The following is a 21,619-nucleotide window of genomic DNA, read 5'->3' as shown; positions in this document are numbered from 1 at the left end:
CTCCGGTGATACCGCAATGACCCGCGACGAGGCGCTCGCCCAGCTAGAAGCAGCCGCCGAACCCGGCCGGGCCGAAGGCATGGCCGCCTATCACAAGGCACCGCGCCGCTACCTTGGCGTGCCGAACCCGGCGTTGAACGACATCACCAAGGCATGGCGAAAGGCCCTTCCCGGGCCCGCGCGCGTGGCCCTGGCCGATGCGCTGTGGCAGACCGACATTTTCGAGGCACGACTGGCCGCCGCCAAACTGTTGACGCAGGCCCGCATGCGCCCCGATGACAATGCCGCCTGGGAATTGATCATGTCCTGGGTGCCCGATTTCGACAGTTGGGCAATCGCCGATCACGCCATGACGGCCGGGCAGAAACGCCTGGTGGCCGATCCGGCACGCATCGAAACCGTCGAAAGCTGGACCCACGCTCAAAGCCATTGGACCCGCCGCGCCGCGATGGTCGTCACCTTGCCTTTCGCAAAACAGAACCACCCGTCCGAGGCCGGGCGCGCGATCCGCGAACGCGTGCTGGGTTGGGCCGATGCCTATGTCCGCGACCCGGATTGGTTCATCCAGAAATCGGTGGCATGGTGGCTGCGCGACCTGTCGAAACACGACCCCGACCGCGTGCGCGCCTTCATGGCCGAAAATGGCCGCTACATGAAACCCTTTGCCCGTAAAGAGGCCGAGAAACACCTGCCACCCCGGTAAGGTGCGCTTTCCTTGCCGCAAGGGCAGCGGGTGAAATCTTGGTTCAGGATCTCACCGCCCGGTCAGTTGTCAGCGAAAACGGCGACCGTGGGCAACCCGGTCAGCGGTGCGCCAACCAGGCGCATCGCGGCAAGGCTGAGGCGGCTGCCGCCCGAGGGGGGGCCGTCGATCGGGATCAGGTCGACCCGGGCGCTCTTGCCCTGGTATTCCACCCGGCCCGTCGCCGCGCTGCGCACAAGCGGCGTTTCCAACCAGAACCCCGACCGCGCCGGATCGCCCAGCGAGGCCACCGTGCGGCCAAGGTCGCGCATTTCCGGCGTGGCCGGTTCCGACGCGGTGGCGCGTTCCTCGGCGCTGCTTGTGTCCAACGCCTCGGCCGTGCGGGCACCGGCGCGCGGCGAACGCTCGGCCGGGGCGTCGGGCCGCGCCACGGGCCGGGTTTGCCCGCTGGCGGTTTCGGCGGAGGGCGCGGGGCGCTGCATCCGCTCGGGCAACAACGCGCAGCCGGCAAGCAGCGGGACGATCAAAACGGTAACGAGACCATGCTTCATGACTGCAAGGGTACGGCGAATGACGGATCGCTGCAACGCAATCCCACTTGCCCCGGCACCCTGCCGCGCTTAGGTTCCATCCCATGACAGATGCTCCACTGATAGATCCCTTTGCGCGCGCCATCACTTATCTGCGCGTCTCGGTGACCGACCGCTGTGATTTCCGCTGTGTATATTGCATGTCGGAAAACATGACCTTTCTGCCCAAGAAAGAGTTGCTGACGCTGGAAGAGCTTGATCGCATGTGCTCGACCTTCATCGGGCTGGGCGTGCAAAAGCTGCGCATAACGGGGGGCGAACCGCTCGTTCGGCGCGGGATCATGTCGTTTTTCGACAACATGACCCGCCACCTGGACAGCGGCGCGCTGCAGGAACTGACGCTGACCACCAATGCAAGCCAGCTCGACCGTTTTGCAGACGACCTGTACGCCGCCGGCGTGCGGCGGGTGAACGTGTCGATGGACACCTTGGATGAGAAGAAATTCGCCGATATCACCCGCTGGGGCCGCCTGCCCCAGGTATTGCGCGGCATCGACGCGGCCCAGCGCGCGGGTTTGCGGGTGAAGATCAACGCCGTCGCGCTCAAGGGATTCAACGAGGACGAATTGCTGCGCATGACCGAATGGTGCGCGGAGCGTGACATGGACCTGACCTGGATCGAGGTCATGCCGATGGGCGATATCGGCAACGAGGACCGGCTGGATCAATACTGGCCGCTCAAGGATTTGCGCGCCCGCTTGGCCGAGCATTACACCCTGACCGACCTGGCCGAACGCACGGGCGGCCCGGCACGCTATGTGCGGCTGGAGGAAACGGGCCAGAAAATCGGCTTCATCACGCCACTGACGCATAATTTCTGCGAAAGCTGCAACCGCGTGCGCCTGACCTGCACCGGCGAGCTTTACATGTGCCTCGGTCAAGAGGACATGGCCGACCTGCGCGCGCCGCTGCGCAACCATCCCGACAGCGAAGAACCGCTGAAAGAGGCGATCCGCGCCGCCATCGCGCACAAGCCAAAAGGTCATGACTTCGACTATTCCCGCCAATCGGTTGATGGGCGCGTCAGCCGGCACATGAGCCACACCGGGGGATGATCCGTCGCCCGTTGCCGCTGGCGTTTTACGCGGCGTTGTCGGCCTTGGCCTATCCGCTTTTCGCCCGGCGCGAGCGGGCCAAGCTGGCAGACGCGGGAATGGGCGCGCGCGCGCAAGAACGGCTTGGCCATGCCGGCGCGCCGCGGCCCGCGGGCCGGCTTGTCTGGCTGCACGCTGCCAGCGTGGGTGAAGCCCTGTCGGCGCTGCCCCTGATCCGGGCCCTTGGTACGGCGCGACCAGGCTGGTCGTTCCTGCTGACCTCGGGCACGGTTTCCTCGGCGCAGATCGTGGCCGATCGCCTGCCCCCCCGCAGCCTGCACCAGTTCGCCCCGATAGACGGCCGCCCCGCGCTGCGGCGCTTTCTTGACCACTGGCACCCCGATGCCGTCGTGTTGATCGAGTCGGAACTGTGGCCCAACCTGTTGGACATGCTGGCCCAGATGGCCATCCCGCGCGCGCTGTTGAACGCGCGGATTTCCGACAAAACCGCGCGCAACTGGGGCCGGGCGCCCCGCACCGCGCAGGCGCTGCTGGGCGGGTTTGCCATGATCCATTGCCAGGACAGGCGCACCGCCGACCACCTGCGCGCGCTGGGGCTGCAAGCGGCATCGGCCGGGCAGAACCTGAAATCCGTGGCCGGGCCCCTGCCCGTCGACGAGGCTGGCCTCGCACGGTTGCGCGATATGCTGGGCCAAAGGCCGGTCTGGGTGGCCAGTTCGACCCATCCGGGCGAAGATGAAACCATGATCGCTGCGCATCGCGCGCTGCTGCTCGATCATCCCGACCTGCTGTTGATTCTCGTGCCACGCCATCCCGAACGTGCCGACGGGATCGAGGCGTTGATTGCCGACGCCGGATTGAGCGTGACCCGCCGCAGCCGGGGCGAAGGCCCGGGCGGGGCGGTCTACCTGGCCGACACGTTCGGCGAAACAGGGCTTTGGTATGCGCTGGCGCCCATCGTCTGCCTGTGCGGCTCGTTCACGCCGGTGGGCGGGCACAACCCGTTCGAACCCGCACATGCCGGCGCGGCGATCCTGCATGGCCCGCTTTATGCCAATTTCGCCGAGGTTTACGCCGATTTCGCACAGGCTGGCGGCGCCACCGAAGTTGCCGACGCCCAAGCGCTGGCGCGGGCTATCGACGGGCTGCTGACGCATCCCGCCAGGCTGGCCGCCGAACGCACCGCCGCGCGGGCTTTTGCCGCGGCGCAGGCGCGCGCGCTTGACCAACTGGTGGCGCAATTGGCAACTGCGTTGGAGCCCCCCACAGCACAGGCGACGCCATGACAGACCCCGCACAGATCGACGTTATCGCGCCCAATTTCAAACGGCGCCTGTCGGGGGTCACCTCTACGGTGATCCGGCTTGTGCCCTTGCAGGCGCGCAATATCGCCATCGCCACCACCGGGCCGGCTCTACCCGCCGAGATGCCGCAAATTCCGCCGTCCAAACTGCTGCTGATGTCGCGGCGCGGCCCGTCGGGGGCGCGGGTGTGGCACGCGCGCCGCAATATCGAGATGCTGGCAGGGCTGGCGCTGAAACACCTGCTGCGCAAGCGGCTGCGGCTGGTGTTCACCTCGGCGTCGCAACGCAACCATACCGGGCTGACGAAATGGCTGATCCGGCGCATGGATGCGGTGATCGCCACGTCGGAAAAGACGGCAAAATACCTGGAACGCCCCGCCACCGTGATCCGCCACGGCATCGACACCGACGGGTTTTGCCCCGCAGACGACAAGCCCGCCCTGCGTCGCGACCTGGGCCTGCCCGAAACCGGCCCGATCATCGGCTGCTATGGCCGCATCCGCGCACAAAAGGGCACCGATGCCTTTGTCGATGCCATGCTGCGCGTGTTGCCCGATCACCCCGACGCCACCGCAATCGTCATGGGCCGCGCAACGGAAAAACACCAGGGCTTTGAACAGGGGCTCAAGACACGGGTCGCGCAAGCGGGCATGTCCGACAGGCTGCTGTTCCTGCCAGAGGTGCCGGTATGGGAAATGGCGCGCTGGTACCAGGCGCTTGATCTGTATATCGCCCCCCAGCGTTGGGAGGGCTTCGGGCTGACGCCGCTCGAGGCGATGGCCTGTGCCGTGCCTGTCATCGCAACCCGCGTCGGTGCGTTCGACGAACTGGTGATCGACGGCGAGACCGGCGCGCTGATCGACGCGGGCGATGTAGCCCAGATGGCGCATGCCACCGACGCCATACTGCGCGATCCGCCTCGCCTCGAGCAATGGTCACGGTCGGCGCTGCGGCGCGTGCGCGATCACTTCCGGATCGAACAAGAAGCCGCAGCGATCACCGCGATCTACCGCGATTTGCTGGCGCGGGGCTGATCAGCCCGCGGGCATCCGCTTTTCAACGATCTCGGCCCACCAGCTGCATCCTGCCGGGATCGCCTCGTCATCGAAATTGTACTCGGGATGATGCACCATGGCCGTATCGCCGTTGCCCACCAGGATATAGGCGCCCGGCTTTTCTTCCAGCATGAAGGCGAAATCCTCGCCCCCCATGACCAGCGGGGCCTCGTCACATTCCCCCGCGACGCCGCGCGCAACCTCGGCGGCGAACTCGGTCTGTTCGTCGTGGTTTACCATGACGGGATAATTGCGGAAATAATCCAGCTTGATCGTGCCGCCGAAGGTGGCCGCCACCCCGTCGCAGATCGCCTGCATCCGCTCCTCGGCCAGGTCGCGCAGCTCGTTCGAAAGCGTGCGCACCGTGCCCTTGATCGAAACGCGCTGCGGGATCACGTTGAACGCCTTGCTCGATGTCTCGAAACTGGTGATCGACACCACGATGTTTCCAATCGGGTCGGCATTGCGGCTGACGATGGATTGCAGCGCCGTCACAAGGTGCGAGGCCATCAACGTGGTATCCACCGTGTCATGCGGTTTCGCGGCATGGCCGCCGCGCCCCTCGCATTCGATCTCGATCAGGTCGGTCGCCGCAAAGAACGGCCCCGGACGGATCGCGAAGCTGCCCAGCGGACGGCCGGGCCAGTTGTGCATCCCGTAAACTTCCTGGATGCCCCAACGTTCCATCAAGCCATCGTTGCACATCTCGCGGCCGCCGCCGCCGCCCTCTTCGGCGGGCTGAAAAATCACCACGACAGTGCCATCGAAATTGCGCGTCTCGGCCAGATACTTGGCCGCACCCAGCAGCATGGCGGTATGGCCGTCATGCCCGCAGGCATGCATCGCGCCATCGGTTTTCGAGGCGTAGGGCAGCCCGGTCTGCTCATGAATGGGCAGCGCGTCCATGTCGGCGCGCAGGCCGATCACCTTGCCCGAGCCTGTCGCTTTGCCCTTGATCACGCCCACAACGCCGGTCTTGCCGATGCCCGTTACCACCTCGTCACAGCCGAATTCCTGCAACTTTTCGGCCACCATCGCGCTGGTGCGATGGGTATCGAACAGAATCTCCGGGTGTTCATGCAAATCCCGGCGCCATTCGGTGATTTCATCATGCAATTCTGCAAAACGGTTCTTGATTGGCATTGCGCACGCTCCTCTGTTTGGAATTGGCGGCATCGTGGTGGCAGAGCGCGGGAATGTCCAGCGCCCACGCCGGTCATTCCACCGGCATACGCCGTTCGACCAGTTCGGCAAACCAGCTGCACCCCAGCGGAATCGACGCATCGTCGAAATCGTAGGCCGGGTGGTGGCACATGGCCGTGTCGCCATTTCCCAGGAAGATATAGGCGCCCGGCCGCGCCTCGAGCATGTAGGCGAAATCCTCGGCCGGCATGACGGGCGGGGTGTTGCGGTCGACATTGGCCGCACCGGCCACCGCTTCGGCGCAATCGGCGGCGAATTCGGCCTGATCTTCGTGGTTCACCGTGGGCGGGTAGCCCCGGTTGTAGGTCACCCGCGCCACGGCCCCGTGGCTGGCGGCGATGCCGGTGGCCAGCGCCTTCAACCGTTCCTCGACCAGGTCGCGCACATCGGCGTCGAAGCAGCGCACCGTGCCGCGCAGCTTGACGGTGTGCGAGATGATGTTCTGGGTATCGCTTTCGGTCAGGAAGGTCGCCACCGTCAGCACCGCGTTCTTCACCGGGTCGACATTGCGCGACACGATCCCGTTGAGCGCCAAGACGATCTGGCTGCCCACCAGCACGCAGTCTATGGCCTGGTGCGGCACGGCGGCATGGCCGCCCCGGCCTTCCACCTCGACGATGAACTCGTCGGCCGAGGCCATTTGCGGCCCGGGCCGGATCGCGAAGTGCCCCACGGGCGTGCCGGGCATGTTGTGAAGGCCGTACACCTCCTGGATGCCCCAGCGATCCATCAGCCCGTCCTTGACCATCTCCAGGCCGCCACCGCCACCTTCTTCGGCGGGCTGAAAGATCACCACCACCGTGCCGTCGAAATTGCGCGTCTCGGCCAGGTATTGCGCGGCCCCCAACAGCATCGCGGTATGCCCGTCGTGGCCGCAGGCATGCATCGCGCCCGGCGTTTCACTGGTATAGGGGAGCCCGGTGATTTCATCCATCGGCAGCGCGTCCATATCGGCGCGCAAGCCAATAACCTTGCCCGAACGGGTGGATTTGCCATGGATCACGCCGACAACGCCCGTGCGCCCGATGCCTTCCACCACCTCGTCACAGCCAAAGGCGCGCAGCTTTTCAGCGACGACCCCGGCCGTGCGCGGCAGGTCGAACATGATTTCGGGATGGGCATGAAAATCACGCCGCCAAGCCGTGATCTCTTCGTGCATCTCGGCCAAACGGTTTCTTACGGGCATCACATGGTCCTCTCTGTTTCGGGGCAGATTGCCCCAGGCAAACCGCCGCGACAAGCGCCGCCATCCAGCCTCTCGCGAATTATCCCAACGGCGCGAACCCCGGGCGCCGCGCTCAGATATTCGGCCCCGGTACGATTTCCTGGCCGGGTCCGAAACGCCCCCAGCGAAACCGCGTCATGTCATGGCCCGGCGCATCGCCCGCCACCATGTCGGCCACGATCCGGCCAAAGGCGGGGCCGATGCCGAAGCCATGTCCGCACATGCCCGTGGCCACCACCAAGCCCGGCAATTCGATGCAATGATCCACCACGGGCACCACGTCGGGCATGGTGTCGATCATGCCCGCCCAACCCGCGGCCATCCCCGGATCGCCCGCGCCGGGAAATGTCTGGGCAAAACGCCGCCGCGCCCGCGCCAACCGCGCGGCGCGCGGTTTCGGGTCAAGAATGCGCATCCGTTCGAACGGGCTTTGCTCATCGGCACGCCAATGTCGCGGCGTGCCCCAGCCATCGGGGTAGCCACGCGGCGGCGGACCGCGAAACGCCACCTCGAACCCGCCCGCGCGCAAAAGCGGCAGGAAGGCGCGCAAGTGACGAAAGGCATCCGGCCCGGCAAAGAACTCGGACGCGGTCGAGGGCGCGATGGAATAGCCCCCGTCATCACGCCGACGCCAGGCGATGCGCCCATCCACCGCCCCGCCGCCATGCACGTCGGGGCAGCTTTGCGTCGCCAGAACGGTGGCCCGGACGGACAATTGCGGCAGGTTGACCCCGTGGTTGCGCAGGAAGAGCGACGACCACGCACCCCCTGCGAGCACCACCGCCTCGGCCCTGATGCGCCCGCCTTCGGTGACGACCCCGGTCACGCGCCCGCCCGCGATATCCAGGCAGCGCACCGCGCAGGCTTCGCGAATGGCGACGCCTTCGGACACGGCCAGCCGCGCGATCTCGGGCACGGCGACCCACGGTTCGCCCTTCATGTCGCTGGGTGTGTGCAGCGCGCCCGCCCAGGTGCCGCGTGCCTCGGGCATCATACGACGCAGCGCCGCCGTGTCGATCAACCGGCTATCGAGCCCCGGGTGCCCCTGCGCGCCGTGCAGCCAGTCGGCGTAGAGCGCCATCTCGGCGGTGTTGCGCGCGAGGTAGCTGACGCCAACCGTCGCCACGCCCAGCCGCCCGCCCGCCTGCTGGTCAAGCGCGCGCCACAGCTGCCGTGCCTCCAGCGAGATCGGAATTTCCGCAACATCGCGCCCCTGGGTGCGAATCCACCCCCAGTTGCGGCTGGATTGTTCCGCCGCCACGCGGCCCTTTTCCAGCACGACCACCCGGCGCCCCTTGCGGGCAAGGAAAAGCGCCGCGCAGATGCCCACCACGCCACCGCCGATCACCACGCAATCGGCGGCTTCGGGCAGTGGGCCGTCATGTTCAGGCGGGTCTTGAAGGGTGAAGGGAAAGATGCTCACAGCCGCTCCAGCAAACGCTCCATGAACCCATGGCCCTGGTTGAACTGCTCCACGGTGATGAACTCGTCGGGCTGGTGTGCCTGGGCGATGTTGCCAGGGCCACAAACGACGGACGAGTAGCCACGGTGCTGGAACTGGCCGGCCTCGGTGCCGTAACTGACAACATGGGTGGCGTTGTCGCCGGTGATGGCGCGCACCAGCGCCTCGGCTTCGCCCTGGTCCTCGGGTTTCAGGCCCGGCACGTCAAAGCGGGCCGCGACATCAATGCGCGCATCGGGGTGCACCGCCTTCATCCCGGCCTCGACCTCGGCGATCTTGTCCATCATGCGCTTGCGCCATGCGGCCTGGTCATCGGTGGGCACCGCGCGAAACCCAAGGTCGAACCGGCAATGTTTCGCGGTGATATTGGCCGCCGTGCCCCCCTCGATCGTGCCGACGTGAACCGAGGTATAGGGCGGATCGAAAACTGCCGCCATTTCAGAGGGCGTCTTTGCGGCCTCTTCGGCATTCACCTGGTTGGCCCAGTCGATGATCTTGGCCGCCTCCATGATGGCTGAAACGCCGCGATAGGCGATGGAACTGTGCACCTCGTGGCCCCAGACATCGACCATGAAGCCCTGCCCGCCCTTGTGGCCGGTTACTGCCTCCATCATCGACGGCTCGCCCACGATGACGGCGCTGGCCCGTGGCAAGGTTTGCAGGATGCGCTCGATCATCGGCGGCGCGCCGGTGCAGCCCACCTCTTCGTCGAAACTCAGCGCGATCTGCAAGGGGCGGTCAATGTCGCGGTACCGGGCCTCGACCAGCGCCCAGAGCGCCAGCGCGTCAAACCCTTTCATGTCGCAGGTGCCGCGCCCGAAATACTTGCCGTCGCGTTCGGTCACGGTCCAGGGGTCGGAGGCCCAGGGCTGACCATCGACCGGCACCACGTCGGTATGCCCCGACAGCACGACGCCACCCTCTGTTTCGGGGCCGACATGGGCAAAGATCGCCGCCTTGCCCTGCTCTTCGTTGTAGAAGCGATGCGCGGTGATGCCATGACCCGCCAGGTAGTCCTCGACCCAATCGACCAGCGGCAGGTTGCTGTCGCGGCTGACGGTGGGAAAGCTGATCAACCTGGTCATCAGCTCCAGCGGGGAAAGTCGTTCTGTCATGCGTGTCTCCTGTTGACCACTTGCAATGATGCCGACCTCGGGGGCGGGGCTGTGCGGCATCATCCGAAACCAAGGACCCGAGGCCGGGTCACGATGCCCCGACCGGCCGCGCCAAGCGATTTTTGGAAAATCGCCGCGGAAAGTTTTGAAACTTTCCGAACCGGCCGCCTGCCTCAATACCCGCTGTCGGTTGTCAGCACGTAATGACCGGGGCTGACCTCGTTATATTCCGACGGTGCCGGGTCGTGGCCCACGGGGTGGATGGGTGACGGGATCGGTTTGAAATTCAGCTCGTGCTCGCCCTTGCGGCGGCGCGGGTCAGCGATGGGCACCGCCTTCATCAATGCCTGCGTATAGGGGTGCTGGGGGTCTTCGAACACCGCGCGGCGCGGGCCAAGTTCGACGATCCGGCCCAGGTACATCACGCCAACGTCGTGGCTGACCCGCTCGACCACCGCCATGTCGTGGCTGATGAAGACATAGGACAGCCCCAGCTCGGCCTGCAATTCCATCATCAGGTTCAGCACCTGCGCCTGCACGCTGACATCCAGCGCCGATACCGCCTCGTCGGCGACGATCAGCTTGGGGTTCAGCGCCAGCGCCCGGGCGATCGCCACGCGCTGCCGCTGTCCGCCCGACAATTCGTGCGGAAAGCGCCGCATGAAGCTGCGTGGCAGTTCCACCCGGTCAAACAGGGCGGCCACGCGGTCCTGTATCTCCTGTCGGTTGGTCCTGCCGTAATTGCGCAGCGGCTCGGCTACCTGGTCCATAAGTTGCATCTGCGGGTTGAGACTGGCGAACGGGTCTTGGAACACCATCTGCATGTCCACCCGCGCGCGGCGCAGGCCGCTGGTGTCCAGCGCCATCACGTCGACGCCGTCCAGCTCGACATGGCCCGCCTGCGGTTCGACAAGCCGCAGGATCGAGCGGCCCGCCGTCGACTTGCCGCACCCAGATTCCCCCACCAGTGACAGGGTACGCCCCTTGTTCAATGTGAATGACATGTCTTCGACCGCGTGCACATTGGCGACGGTGCGGCGAAAGAACCCGGCCTTGACGGGAAAGCGCGTCGTCAGGTTGCGCACCTTCAAAAGCGGCTCGTCGCTGCCCAGGATCGGGCCGGTGTCATGCCCATCAATGCCCAAAAGACGCATCGGTTCGGGGGCATCCTTGCCACGCATCTCGCCCAGCTTGGGCACCGCGGCCAAAAGCGCCTTCGTGTAATCGTGCTGCGGGTTTTCGAAAATTTCCTCGACCGTGCCCTCTTCGACCTTGTTGCCGCGATACATCACGACCACGCGGTCGGCCATCTGCGCCACCACCGCCATGTCATGGGTGATGAACATCACCGCCGTGCCGGTTTCGCGCTTGAGCCGGTCCATCAGCGCCAGGATTTCCGCCTGGATCGTCACGTCCAGAGCGGTTGTGGGTTCATCGGCGATCAGCAGGCGCGGCTCACAGGCCAGGGCCATGGCGATCACCACGCGCTGCCGCATGCCGCCCGACAATTCATGCGGATATTGCGTCAGGCGCCGTTCGGGCTCGGGGATCCGAACCTGTTTCAGCAGTTCCAGTGCTCGCGCGCGCGCCTGGGTCTTGGACATGCCGCGATGCAGGCGCAGCCCTTCGGTCAGTTGCCGGCCCACGGTAAAGACGGGGTTCAGCGCGGTCATCGGCTCTTGAAAGATCATCCCGATCTCGTTGCCGCGAATCATACGCATCAGCGACTGCTCGGTTTTCACCAGGTCGATCTCGCCGCCTTCCTTGCGATTAAAAATCAGGCGACCGCCCGCGATTTCACCACCGCCAAACTCGATCAGGTGCATCAGGGAAAGGCTCGTCACCGATTTCCCCGACCCGGATTCGCCAACGACGCAGACCGTTTCCCCCGGTTGAATCGAAAATGAAACGTCCTCGACCCCGACGACGGGGCCATCCTTTGTCTGGAATTGCACACGAAGGTTTTCGATTCTGGCTATCGGCTGATCCAGCAACGCGCTTACCCTGTCTTACTTGCACCACGGTGCGTTATGATTAGATCAAACGCTAAAGACAGCAGGCAGCCAAAGTCAATTCGTTACAAAGGCCCGCGCCTTCTCGCGTCATGCGCGAATATAGAAGTCTTGCATTTTGCGAATAACCGGTTTTCAGTTATCGCCAGCCGTGGTTGCCGGGACGTTGTCCGGCGTCGAGGGGGCTGTGGTGGGCCTCATGCGATTCACGGGAAAGTGGCGTTGCCCACGCTCGTTCACACCGCGGGCACCGAAAATAAAGAGGCACGTCACGTGTCCAACATGGAGAGAAAAATGAAACTCAAGACCCTGCTGCTGGGTGCCGCGACATCATTTGCGCTGGCGCCCGCTGCCTTTGCCGAGCGCGGCTCGGATGGCCAGCTGAACATCCTTTACTGGCAAGCCCCCTCGATCATGAACCCGTATCTGTCGGGCGGCACCAAGGATCTCGAGGCATCCTCGATCGTGATCGAACCGCTGGGCCGCTACGACGAGAACGGCACCCTGCTGCCCTGGCTGGCCGAAGAAATTCCGACCGTTGAAAACGGCGGCGTCAGCGAAGACCTGACATCCATCACGTGGAAGCTGAAAGAGGGCCTGAAGTGGTCTGACGGCACGCCGGTGACATCCGAGGACGTGGTCTTTACGGCCGAATACTGCATGCATCCCGAAGGCGGCTGCGCGCAGCTGGCCAAGTTCGAAGGCGTGAAGTCGGTCGAGGCGATGGACGACCTGACCGTCAAGGTCAGCTTCAACGAGCCTCGCCCCTTCCCCTATGGCCCCTTCATGGGCGCCCAATCGCCGATCATTCAGAAAGCACAGTTCCAGGACTGCCTGGGCCCGAAAGCGCCGGAATGCACCGATGCAAACTTCATGCCAATCGGCACCGGCCCCTTCGTCGTGGACGAGTTCAAGCCCAACGACGTGATCCAGCTTTCGGCCAATGAAAACTATCGTGACCCGAACAAGCCGGCCTTTGCCGCGGTGAACTTCAAGGGCGGCGGTGACGCCACAAGCGCAGGCCGCGCGGTGCTGGAAACCGGCGAATACGATTACGCCTGGAATCTGCAGCTTGCCCCCGACGTGCTGGCCAAGATGGAATCGGCCGGACAAGGCACACTGGAAGTGGGCTTTGGCACGCTGGTTGAACGGATCATGGTGAACATGACCGACCCCGACCCCAACCTGCCGGCCGACGAACGCTCGACCGCGGCGCACCCGCACCCCTTCCTGACGGATATCAACGTGCGCAAGGCGCTGTCGCTTGCCATCGACCGCGTGCTGCTGACCGAGATCGGCTATGGCCAGGCGGGCCGCCCGACCTGTGACCTGGTCCCGGCTCCGGAAATCTATGCCACCGGCCGCACCGACTGCCATGTCCAGGATATCGAGGGCGCCAAGGCGCTGCTGGACGAGGCCGGCTGGGTCGACAGCGATGGCGACGGCGTGCGCGAAAAGGACGGCGTGCGCCTGTCGATGCTGTTCCAGACCTCGACCAACGCGGTGCGCCAGGACTTCCAGGCGCTGATCAAGCAGTGGTGGAGCGAAATCGGTGTCGAAACCGAGCTGCGCAACGTCAACGCGTCTGTCTTCTTCGGCGGTGACCCGGGCAGCCCCGACACCTTCCAGAAGTTCTACGCCGATGTCGAAATGTATGCCAACAACTTCGACGGAACCGACCCCGAATCCTACATGGCTGCGCAGACCTGCGCCAAGGCGCCGCGCCCCGCAACCCAATGGCAGGGCGAGAATATCAGCCGCATCTGCGTGACCGAGTATGACGAGATGGTGGCCGAGCTGGGCCGCACCGGCGAGTTGGAAGAGCGCGCCGCGCTGGTTCGGGAGCTTCAGGCCATGATCATCAACGACGGTTACATGATCCTGCCGCTGGTCGACCGTGGCCGGGTCTCGGCCCGCTCCAACACGTTGGGCGGCGTTGTCCTGAACACGTGGGACAGCGAGCTGTGGAACGTCGCTGACTGGCACCGCGTCGATTGATCGGCCTTGACGGTCGGGCCCCGGCGGTGCATTTGCCCGCCGGGGCCTTTTTCACCCGTACAAACAATAGACTGGGGTCACCCGTATGCTGACCTTCACCATCCGCAGGCTGGTTCTGGCGATCCCGACGCTGTTGATCATCAGCCTGGTGATATTCCTTTTGCTGCAACTGGCGCCGGGCGACCCGATGGCGCAGGTGCCGCTGACCGTCCCTCCAGAAGTCAAGGAAAAGATGCGCGAGGCGCTTGGCCTGGGCCAGCCGCTGCACATCCAGTTCTGGAAATGGCTGGTGCAGATGTTCTGGGTCGAGCCGAAAGTGCTGATCGACTGGTTGACGAGGGATAGCTGGATGTTCGGCTGGCTGCCCGACACCGCGCTGTATCAAGATGAACTGCGCGTGATCAGCTGGCAGACCCGCAGCCCGGTATTCGACATCGTGGTGCAGCGCCTGCCGCAAACGCTGTGGGTTGTGGGCATGTCCTATGTGGTGGGCATCCTGATCGCCCTTCCCATCGGTATCTATTCCGCCTACCGGCAGTATTCGCTGTTCGACCAGGCGGGTACCTTCATCACGATGATCGGCTTTTCCATTCCGCCCTTCTTCACCGGGCCGCTGCTGATCGTGATTTTCTCGGTTCAGTTGGGGTGGTTTCCGTTCATCTACGACACCACGCACGAGGTGGTCGATTGGGACACCTTCGTTTACCAGCTCAAACAGATGATCATGCCCGTGATGGTACTGGCATTGCAAACCACCGCGCAGATCAGCCGGTTCATGCGCGCCTCGGTACTGGACAACCTCAACCAGGATTACGTGCGCACCGCGCGGGCCAAGGGCCTGGGCGAGGCCGTGGTGGTGATGATCCACGTGTTGCGCAACTCGATGATCCCGGTGGTCACGGTGATCGCACTGGGCGTGCCCGGTATCTTTGGCGGCGCCATCATCACCGAGGTGGTTTTCTCGGTCAACGGGATCGGCCAGTTGCTGATAACCGCGCTTTTCGCCAACGATTTGCCGATGGTGATGACCATCACCTTCATGTTTGCCGTGCTGATCGTGATGTTCAACCTGATCGCCGACATTCTTTACGGCGTGCTCGACCCGAGGATCCGCTATGACTGATCCGACCCCGAACCCCAACACCCCCCTGAACGCGCTGCGCGACCAGGACATCGCCCGCCCGCCGCGCAGCCAGTGGCGCGATGTCTGGGACCAGTTCAAGCATCACAAGGGTGCGCTGCTGGGTGGTGGTTTCCTGCTGTTCGTTACCCTGGCCGTGTTGTTCGGTGAATATATCTGGCAGGTAGACCCGACCCAGCTGGATATACGCAACAAGGACATACGCCCGATCTTTTCCGCGATCTGGGACAGCGATGCCAAGGTAAGCTGGGCGCACCCGCTGGGCTCGGACAATCTGGGCCGCGATCACCTGGCGCAGATCATCGCGGGCGGGCGCGCCTCGATGGCAGTGGGCTGGGCGGCGATGCTGCTGACCATGCTGATCGGCACCACGATCGGGGTGCTGGCAGGGTTCTTCAAGCGGCTCGACGGCCCCTTGATGCGCTTTACCGACTTGGTGTTGTCGCTGCCGATCCTGCCGCTGATGCTGGTGGCGGTGACGCTGTTCCGCCAACCGCTGCGCGCCAGTTTCGGGCCGGAAACAGGTATGTTCATCCTGATCGTGGCCGTCATCGGCGTGACAAGCTGGATGCAAACAGCGCGCATCGTGCGCGGTGACGTGCTGGCGCTGAAAGAACGGGAATTCGTGCTGGCCGCCCGCGCCTCGGGCACGACGGGACGGGGGATCATCTTTCGCCACTTGCTGCCCAACGTGCTGTCGCCCATCATGGTTTCGGCCACGCTGGGGCTGGCCACCGCCATCATCACCGAAAGCGCCCTGTCTTTCCTTGGCGTCGGGTTCCCCTCGGACTTCCCGACATGGGGCAAGATGCTGGCCGACGCGGTACCGCGGATGCAGGAATACCCCGAACGTGTGATGCTGCCGGGAATCATGATCTCGTTGACCGTGCTTTCAGTGAATTACCTTGGCGATGGCCTGCGCGACGCGCTCGATCCGCGTATTCGCGGCCGCTGAGGCAAAAAAGAACGCGTGTTACCGGCCCGCCCTTTCGGCGGGCCGTTTCTTTTGCGCCAAGCACGGGGCATGAAAAGGCGTTTCCCGGTCGCCTCCCGGGATGGGAAAACGTTCTATCAAAACGGTGCCAAGACGCCCGTGGCAGGCTTGATCGGCGCTCTTCCAGCGTCGCATTAGGACAGATGTTCTCATTTGTCGCGGAGACCGGACATGTTTGAAACTTTCGGATTCGAAAACCTGACCGCAGGCCAAGCGGCCCTCTGGTTCGCTCTGGCCCTTGGGCTGGCATTTGGCGTGCTGGCGCAGATCACGCGCTTTTGCTTTCGCCGCATGATCGACGGCGACGACCGCCGGAAAGCCGCGGGCGTGTGGCTGACCGCGCTGGCAGTCGCGGTGCTGGGCACCCAGGGGGCGGTAGCGCAAGACTGGATTTCCTTTGCCAATCACCGCTTCATGGCGGATGGGCTGCCGGTGCTGGCCATCGGGCTGGGCGGTTTGATGTTCGGCGCCGGGATGATCCTGACACGCGGCTGCATTTCGCGGCTGACCGTGCTGACGGGCACCGGCAACCTGCGCGCGGCGCTGGTGCTGGTCGTCTTTGCCGTGGTGGCCCATGCCACGCTCAAGGGCGTACTGGCGCCGGTGCGCACGGGGCTGGGCAGTGTCACGCTAGACGTGACGCCCGCCCTGCCCGGCAGCGGGCTGCTATGGGCCGGAGTCATCGCGCTGGCGGCACTGGCCTATGCGTGGCGGTCGGGCAACCGCCCCGTCACGCTGGCCCTGGCCGCCGGGCTGGGCGCACTGGTGCCGCTGGGCTGGGTGGGCACCGGGTTCGTGCTGTTTGACGATTTCGACCCGATCGCCATGGAAAGCCTGTCCTTCACAGCCCCCGCAACCGAGGCGCTGTTCTTTACCGTCGCCTCGACCGCCGTGGCGCCCGGTTTCGGCACCGGCCTGGTGGGCGGTGTTTTGCTGGGGGCGCTGGCCGCCGCCCTGGTAAGGCGCCAGTTCCGCTGGCAAAGCTTCGAGTCTCCGCGCCAGACCGGCCGCTACATGGCCGGGGCCGCGTTGATGGGCCTCGGCGGCGTGCTGGCGGGGGGCTGCACCGTGGGCGCGGGGCTGTCGGGCGTGCCGACACTGTCGCTGGCCGCGCTCCTGGCCATCGCTGCGATCGGGCTAGGCGGTTGGCTTACTCGGGCCGCTCTGAATGCAATGAGCGTTGCAAGCGCCGGATCAGCCACCAGACAAGCAGCACTACCGGCAGAGTGATCACCGCCGTCAATGCCCCCTTGCTGAGGCCCGTCACCTCGGTCAGGGGGAAAAGCGCATAAGCGGCCAGCGACACCGCGTAATAGCTGATCGCCACGACCGACAGCCCCTCGACCGTGCGTTGCAGTTTCAACTGCATGTCGGCGCGGGTGTTCATGCTTTCCAGCAGCGCCTGGTTCTGGGCGCTGCGTTCCACATCGACCCGCGTTCGCAGCAGGTCACCCGCGCGAATGGCCCTGTCCGACATGGCGGCCAGCCGCCCCTTGGTCGATTGCACGGTGCGCATCGCCGGGTCATAGCGGCGCATCATGAACTCGTTGAATGTCTGCCGCCCGTCGAAACGCGACTCTCGCATTACCTCGATGCGCTGATGCACGATGGCCTCGTAAGCCTCGGTCGCGCCGAAACGAAAGGCGGCGCGCGCCACCATTGTCTCAAGCTCGGCAGAAACTTCCAGCAACTTGCGCAGCGTGTCCTCGGCGGGGGTGGCGTTATCGGTCATTTCCTCCATCAGGTTGGTCAGCCGCGCGTCGATGTCGTTCATCCGCGGCGACATTGCCTTGACCTCGGAAAAGCCCAGCATCGACATGGTTTTGTAGGTTTCGACCTCGCACAGGCGCTGCACCAGGCGCCCGATGCGGCGGCTGCCGGTGCCCGGTGCGGCAAAGATGGCGAACCGCTGGTGCCCTGCCGCGTCGATGCGGAAATCGCCCGCCATCACCGCCGCGTCGTCCAGCACACGGCTGACCGCGATGCTTTCGGGTACGAACCAGTCGTTGATCGCGCCGATCACCTTTTCCTTGTCCGACCACGGCTCTACCCGGATCAGCGCGCTGGTCATGCGCACGCCGGGAATATCGTCAAGCCAGTCGCTTGGGAAAACCTCGAAATCCGCCGGATCGAACGGGCGCGCAGACAGCCCGTCGATGAAGGCGGTGTAGGTTACGAATTCCGTGTGGCTTTCCCATTTCAACTGGTAACGGCCAAGGTGGCCGAAATAATGCGTCGCACCGGGCTGCGGATGAGGCGCGCCGTAGCGATCAAGCAACGCCACAAGGTGCGCCATGTCCGCCTCGCGGTTGCGGCCTGCCGCGTTTTCCGGCTGCTTGACCGCAAGGTAAACGGCGGTCGAGGGCGTTTCGATTGAGGGAAACGGGCGCGCGTGCAGCTCGTTGGCCAGGCTATAGCGCAGCGGGTGATCTGATATCGGGGCCATTGGTGCACTCCTGTTGCACGACACCCTAGTCGATTACGTGCGGATGTAAATTAAAAATCTTTTCTTTCCAATACCTTGGCGGAATACATTGGTATACGCAACGGGCCTGTCACCCACTTGCAACCGCCCCTGAACGCGGAAAAGCCCCGCCGGTGGCGGGGCTTTCCAAACTTGAACAATCGTCAACCTCAGCTGATCTTTTGCAGCAGGGTTTCCAGGCTCTGCTTGGCGTCGCCATAGAACATCCGCGTATTGTCCTTGAAGAACAGCGGGTTCTCGATGCCCGAATAGCCGGTGCCCTGCCCGCGCTTGGATACGAACACCTGCTTGGCCTTCCACACCTCAAGCACCGGCATGCCGGCGATGGGGCTGTTGGGGTCTTCCTGCGCGGCCGGGTTCACGATGTCGTTCGAGCCAATGACGATCACCACGTCGGTATCGGGGAAATCGTCGTTGATCTCTTCCATCTCCAGCACGATGTCGTAAGGCACTTTGGCCTCGGCCAGCAACACGTTCATGTGCCCGGGCAGTCGGCCCGCAACGGGGTGGATGGCAAAACGCACCTCCTTGCCCTTGGCGCGCAAGCGGCGGGTCAATTCGGCCACGTTGCTTTGTGCCTGCGCCACGGCCATGCCGTAGCCCGGCACGATCACGACACTGTCAGCCTCTTCCAGTGCGGTGGCCACACCGTCTGCGTCGATGGCGACCTGTTCGCCCTCAACCGCCATCTGCTCGCCCTGCGCGCCACCAAAGCCGCCCAGGATCACGCTGATGAAACTGCGGTTCATCGCCTTGCACATGATGTAGCTTAGGATCGCACCGGACGAACCCACGAGCGCGCCAACGACGATCAGCAGGTCGTTGCCAAGGCTGAACCCGATGGCCGCCGCCGCCCAGCCCGAATAGCTGTTGAGCATCGACACGACCACCGGCATGTCGGCGCCGCCGATGCCCATGATCAGGTGATAGCCGATGAACAGGGCCAGCAGCGTCAGCAGAACCAGCGTCCAGCTGCCCGCGTCACCCAGATAGGCAAAGGCCAGCAACAGCGAAAGCGCCGCGGCACTGGCGTTCAGCATGTGACCGCCGGGCAGCTTTTTCGCCGCCGAGTCGACCTTGCCCGCCAGCTTGCCATAGGCGATCAGCGACCCGGTAAAGGTGACGGCACCGATCCAGATGCCCAGCACCAGTTCAACCTTGAGAATGTTGATCTCGACATTCGTTTTCTTGGCCACGAGCGTGGCAAAGCTGCCCTCGACCGTTTCACCGGCGGCCTTGGCCGCGTCGACCAGGTTGATGGTCATATCGGCGTTGAAACCGACGAACACCGCGGCCAGGCCCACAAGGCTGTGCATGATGGCCACCAGCTCGGGCATCTGCGTCATCTCGACCCGCGTAGCCAACTGGTACCCAACGGCCGCGCCCAGCGCGATCAGCACCAGCGAGGCAAGCCAAAGGCCCTGCCCCGGCCCGATCAGCGTGGCGAGAACGGCGATAGCCATGCCGACAATGCCATACCAAACCGCACGTTTCGCGCTTTCCTGCCCCGAAAGGCCGCCCAGCGACAGGATGAAAAGAACTGCTGCGACCGCGTAGGCCGCAATCGTGAATCCGTAGTCCATTGCTGCGCCTCCTTAGGATTTCTGGAACATGGCGAGCATGCGCCGGGTGACGAGGAAGCCGCCGAAGATGTTGATCGCGGCCATGAAGATACCAACCGCCGCAAGTAGCGTGATCAGCATCGAGCTGGAGCCGATCTGGATCAGCGCGCCCAGGATGATGATCGACGAGATGGCGTTGGTGACGGCCATAAGCGGCGTGTGCAAGCTGTGCGCCACGCCCCAGATCACCTGGAAGCCCACGAAGACGGACAGCAAGAAAACGATGAAATGCTGCATGAAGGAGGCAGGTGCCACCAGACCAACCGCCAGCACCAGCGCCGCGCCGATACTCAGCAGCGTGACCTGTTGCTTGGTCTGCGCCTTGAAAGCGGCGACTTCCTGTGCGCGCTTCTCTTCGGGCGTCAGTTCCTTGGGCTTTTCCTTTTTCTGGGCCGCGATGGCCTGCACCTTGGGCGGGGGCGGTGGCCAGGTGATTTCATGATCATGGGTCACGGTCGCGCCGCGGATCACGTCATCCTCCATGTTGTGCACCAGCTTGCCGTCCTTTTCGGGCGTCAGGTCGGTCATCATGTGGCGGATGTTGGTGGCGTACAGGCTGGACGCCTGGCTGGCCATGCGGCTGGGGAAATCGGTGTAGCCGATGATGACCACGCCGTTGTCGGTCTCGATCCGCTCGTCGGCGACGGTCAGCTTGCAGTTGCCACCCTTTTCGGCCGCAAGGTCGACGATGACGCTGCCGCGCTTCATCGACTTGACCATGTCCTCGGTCCACAGTTCGGGCGCTTCGCGGTTTGGGATCAGCGCCGTGGTGATCACGATATCCATATCGGGGGCAAGCTCGCGGAACTTGGCAAGCTGCGCCTCGCGGAACTCGGGGCTGGACACGCTGGCATAGCCGCCGGTGGCGGCGCCGTCCTGCTGCTCTTCCTCGAAATCCAGGTAGACGAATTCCGCGCCCATCGATTCAACTTGCTCGGCCACTTCGGGCCGCACGTCGAAGGCATAAGTGATCGCCCCCAGGCTGGTCGCCGCGCCGATGGCGGCCAGACCGGCCACGCCCGCCCCCACGACCAGCACCTTGGCCGGCGGCACCTTGCCCGCGGCGGTAATCTGCCCGGTGAAGAAACGGCCATAGTTGTTGCTCGCCTCCATCACCGCGCGATAGCCCGCGATGTTGGCCATCGAGCTGAGCGCGTCCATTTTCTGGGCACGGCTGATACGCGGCACCATTTCCATGGCGATCACGTTGGCACCGACCTTCTTGGCCTTTTCCAGCCCTTTTTCATTGCCCGCCGGGTTGAAAAAGGAAATCAGGGTCTGGCCTTCGCGCAGGCGCTTCATCTCGGTGTCATTGGGCTGGCGGACCTTGGCGACGATGTCGCATTCTTTCCACAGCGCGGCTGCGGTCTTGATCACTTCGACCCCGGCCTCTTCATACGCGGCATCCGTAAAGCCGGCCAGTATGCCAGCCCCGGTTTCGATCGCGCAGTCATACCCAAGCTTTTGCAAAGCCCGGGCCGACTCGGGGGTCATTGCGACGCGCGCCTCACCCTCGTAGACTTCCTTTGGCGTTCCGATTTTCACCTAACCATCCCCTTTCTAGGCAGATACGTTTTCGGCCGCCCCATTGGGGCGGCTCTGCTGTTTAAAATCTCCGCGCAACATTTGCAAAGTTTTCTGTCGCCTTCGATTGC

17 protein-coding genes are annotated in these 21,619 nt (G+C 64.3%); 8 read left to right on the top strand and 9 right to left on the bottom strand.

Going from position 1 to position 21,619, the window contains the following annotated elements; all coding sequences use genetic code 11:
* Window positions 1–16 precede the first annotated feature (16 nt).
* On the top strand, window positions 17–703 hold the full coding sequence (locus M8744_RS01670) for a DNA alkylation repair protein (protein WP_251408404.1): 687 nt from the start codon (window positions 17–19) through the stop codon (window positions 701–703).
* Between the two features lie 62 nt (window positions 704–765).
* Here the strand turns inward: M8744_RS01670 and M8744_RS01665 are convergent, their stop codons facing one another.
* Complete coding sequence (locus tag M8744_RS01665; RefSeq protein ID WP_251408401.1) at window positions 766–1,254, bottom strand: hypothetical protein; 489 nt, start codon at window positions 1,252–1,254, stop codon at window positions 766–768.
* 83 nt (window positions 1,255–1,337) lie between these two features.
* Here M8744_RS01665 and moaA point away from each other — a divergent pair, with 83 nt between their 5' ends.
* Genes moaA through M8744_RS01650 form a run of 3 tightly spaced genes read left to right on the top strand, consistent with a single transcriptional unit; the run spans window position 1,338 to window position 4,686 of the window.
* Window positions 1,338–2,348: a GTP 3',8-cyclase MoaA gene (moaA, locus tag M8744_RS01660; protein ID WP_251408398.1), complete on the top strand. Its 1,011-nt coding sequence runs from the start codon at window positions 1,338–1,340 to the stop codon at window positions 2,346–2,348.
* Complete coding sequence (locus M8744_RS01655; protein ID WP_251408395.1) at window positions 2,345–3,634, top strand: 3-deoxy-D-manno-octulosonic acid transferase; 1,290 nt, start codon at window positions 2,345–2,347, stop codon at window positions 3,632–3,634. The genes moaA and M8744_RS01655 overlap by 4 nt, the downstream gene beginning before the upstream one ends.
* A complete protein-coding gene (locus M8744_RS01650; RefSeq protein ID WP_251408392.1) occupies window positions 3,631–4,686 on the top strand; it encodes a glycosyltransferase family 4 protein in 1,056 nt (351 codons plus the stop codon). Before M8744_RS01655 ends, M8744_RS01650 begins: the two co-directional genes overlap by 4 nt.
* On the opposite strand, the gene M8744_RS01645 is transcribed toward M8744_RS01650, so the two are convergent.
* The 5 genes from M8744_RS01645 to M8744_RS01625 form a co-directional block, all read right to left on the bottom strand.
* Window positions 4,687–5,850 carry a M20 aminoacylase family protein gene (locus M8744_RS01645; RefSeq protein ID WP_251408389.1) on the bottom strand — a complete coding sequence of 388 codons (1,164 nt, stop codon included), beginning with the start codon at window positions 5,848–5,850 and terminating at the stop codon, window positions 4,687–4,689.
* A 73-nt stretch (window positions 5,851–5,923) separates the two neighbouring features.
* Window positions 5,924–7,096, bottom strand: a complete 1,173-nt coding sequence (locus M8744_RS01640) for a M20 aminoacylase family protein (RefSeq protein ID WP_251408386.1) — start codon at window positions 7,094–7,096, stop codon at window positions 5,924–5,926.
* A 112-nt stretch (window positions 7,097–7,208) separates the two neighbouring features.
* Window positions 7,209–8,558, bottom strand: a complete 1,350-nt coding sequence (locus M8744_RS01635) for an NAD(P)/FAD-dependent oxidoreductase (protein ID WP_251408383.1) — start codon at window positions 8,556–8,558, stop codon at window positions 7,209–7,211.
* Entirely contained in the window at window positions 8,555–9,712 is a 1,158-nt protein-coding gene (gene argE, locus M8744_RS01630) for an acetylornithine deacetylase (RefSeq protein ID WP_251408380.1), read from the bottom strand. The genes M8744_RS01635 and argE overlap by 4 nt, the downstream gene beginning before the upstream one ends.
* 173 nt (window positions 9,713–9,885) lie before the next feature.
* The gene (locus M8744_RS01625) at window positions 9,886–11,706 is read right to left on the bottom strand and encodes an ABC transporter ATP-binding protein (protein WP_251408377.1); all 1,821 of its coding nucleotides are present in this window, start codon (window positions 11,704–11,706) and stop codon (window positions 9,886–9,888) included.
* A 312-nt stretch (window positions 11,707–12,018) separates the two neighbouring features.
* Between M8744_RS01625 and M8744_RS01620 the strand changes: the two genes are divergently transcribed.
* The 4 genes from M8744_RS01620 to M8744_RS01605 all read left to right on the top strand — a co-directional run bounded on the left by M8744_RS01620 (window position 12,019) and on the right by M8744_RS01605 (window position 17,087).
* A complete protein-coding gene (locus M8744_RS01620; protein WP_251408374.1) occupies window positions 12,019–13,722 on the top strand; it encodes a peptide ABC transporter substrate-binding protein in 1,704 nt (567 codons plus the stop codon).
* Window positions 13,723–13,807: 85 nt separating this feature from the next.
* Entirely contained in the window at window positions 13,808–14,845 is a 1,038-nt protein-coding gene (locus tag M8744_RS01615) for an ABC transporter permease (RefSeq protein WP_251408371.1), read from the top strand.
* The gene (locus M8744_RS01610) at window positions 14,838–15,818 is read left to right on the top strand and encodes an ABC transporter permease (protein ID WP_251408368.1); all 981 of its coding nucleotides are present in this window, start codon (window positions 14,838–14,840) and stop codon (window positions 15,816–15,818) included. Before M8744_RS01615 ends, M8744_RS01610 begins: the two co-directional genes overlap by 8 nt.
* Window positions 15,819–16,028: 210 nt before the next feature.
* Entirely contained in the window at window positions 16,029–17,087 is a 1,059-nt protein-coding gene (locus M8744_RS01605) for a YeeE/YedE thiosulfate transporter family protein (protein ID WP_251408365.1), read from the top strand.
* Here M8744_RS01605 and M8744_RS01600 read toward each other — a convergent pair.
* The 3 genes from M8744_RS01600 to M8744_RS01590 form a co-directional block, all read right to left on the bottom strand.
* Complete coding sequence (locus tag M8744_RS01600; RefSeq protein WP_251408362.1) at window positions 17,008–18,303, bottom strand: DUF3422 family protein; 1,296 nt, start codon at window positions 18,301–18,303, stop codon at window positions 17,008–17,010. The two genes, M8744_RS01605 and M8744_RS01600, sit on opposite strands and share 80 nt — an antisense overlap.
* Before the next feature lie 188 nt (window positions 18,304–18,491).
* Window positions 18,492–19,925 carry an NAD(P)(+) transhydrogenase (Re/Si-specific) subunit beta gene (locus M8744_RS01595; protein WP_251408359.1) on the bottom strand — a complete coding sequence of 478 codons (1,434 nt, stop codon included), beginning with the start codon at window positions 19,923–19,925 and terminating at the stop codon, window positions 18,492–18,494.
* Between the two features lie 12 nt (window positions 19,926–19,937).
* The gene (locus tag M8744_RS01590; RefSeq protein WP_251408355.1) at window positions 19,938–21,509 is read right to left on the bottom strand and encodes a Re/Si-specific NAD(P)(+) transhydrogenase subunit alpha; all 1,572 of its coding nucleotides are present in this window, start codon (window positions 21,507–21,509) and stop codon (window positions 19,938–19,940) included.
* Between the last annotated feature and the right edge of the window lie 110 nt (window positions 21,510–21,619).

Source organism: Lutimaribacter degradans (assembly GCF_023703375.1).
GTDB lineage: Bacteria > Pseudomonadota > Alphaproteobacteria > Rhodobacterales > Rhodobacteraceae > Lutimaribacter > Lutimaribacter degradans.
This window is presented reverse-complemented; position numbering and strand designations above follow the sequence as displayed.

Coding starts and splice junctions, on each gene's coding strand:
- M8744_RS01670 (WP_251408404.1), top strand. CDS start 17: ATGACCCGCGACGAGGCGCTCGCCCAGCTAGAAGCAGCCGCCGAACCC.
- M8744_RS01665 (WP_251408401.1), bottom strand. CDS start 1,254: ATGAAGCATGGTCTCGTTACCGTTTTGATCGTCCCGCTGCTTGCCGGC.
- moaA (WP_251408398.1), top strand. CDS start 1,338: ATGACAGATGCTCCACTGATAGATCCCTTTGCGCGCGCCATCACTTAT.
- M8744_RS01655 (WP_251408395.1), top strand. CDS start 2,345: ATGATCCGTCGCCCGTTGCCGCTGGCGTTTTACGCGGCGTTGTCGGCC.
- M8744_RS01650 (WP_251408392.1), top strand. CDS start 3,631: ATGACAGACCCCGCACAGATCGACGTTATCGCGCCCAATTTCAAACGG.
- M8744_RS01645 (WP_251408389.1), bottom strand. CDS start 5,850: ATGCCAATCAAGAACCGTTTTGCAGAATTGCATGATGAAATCACCGAA.
- M8744_RS01640 (WP_251408386.1), bottom strand. CDS start 7,096: ATGCCCGTAAGAAACCGTTTGGCCGAGATGCACGAAGAGATCACGGCT.
- argE (WP_251408380.1), bottom strand. CDS start 9,712: ATGACAGAACGACTTTCCCCGCTGGAGCTGATGACCAGGTTGATCAGC.
- M8744_RS01620 (WP_251408374.1), top strand. CDS start 12,019: ATGAAACTCAAGACCCTGCTGCTGGGTGCCGCGACATCATTTGCGCTG.
- M8744_RS01615 (WP_251408371.1), top strand. CDS start 13,808: ATGCTGACCTTCACCATCCGCAGGCTGGTTCTGGCGATCCCGACGCTG.
- M8744_RS01610 (WP_251408368.1), top strand. CDS start 14,838: ATGACTGATCCGACCCCGAACCCCAACACCCCCCTGAACGCGCTGCGC.
- M8744_RS01605 (WP_251408365.1), top strand. CDS start 16,029: ATGTTTGAAACTTTCGGATTCGAAAACCTGACCGCAGGCCAAGCGGCC.
- M8744_RS01600 (WP_251408362.1), bottom strand. CDS start 18,303: ATGGCCCCGATATCAGATCACCCGCTGCGCTATAGCCTGGCCAACGAG.
- M8744_RS01595 (WP_251408359.1), bottom strand. CDS start 19,925: ATGGACTACGGATTCACGATTGCGGCCTACGCGGTCGCAGCAGTTCTT.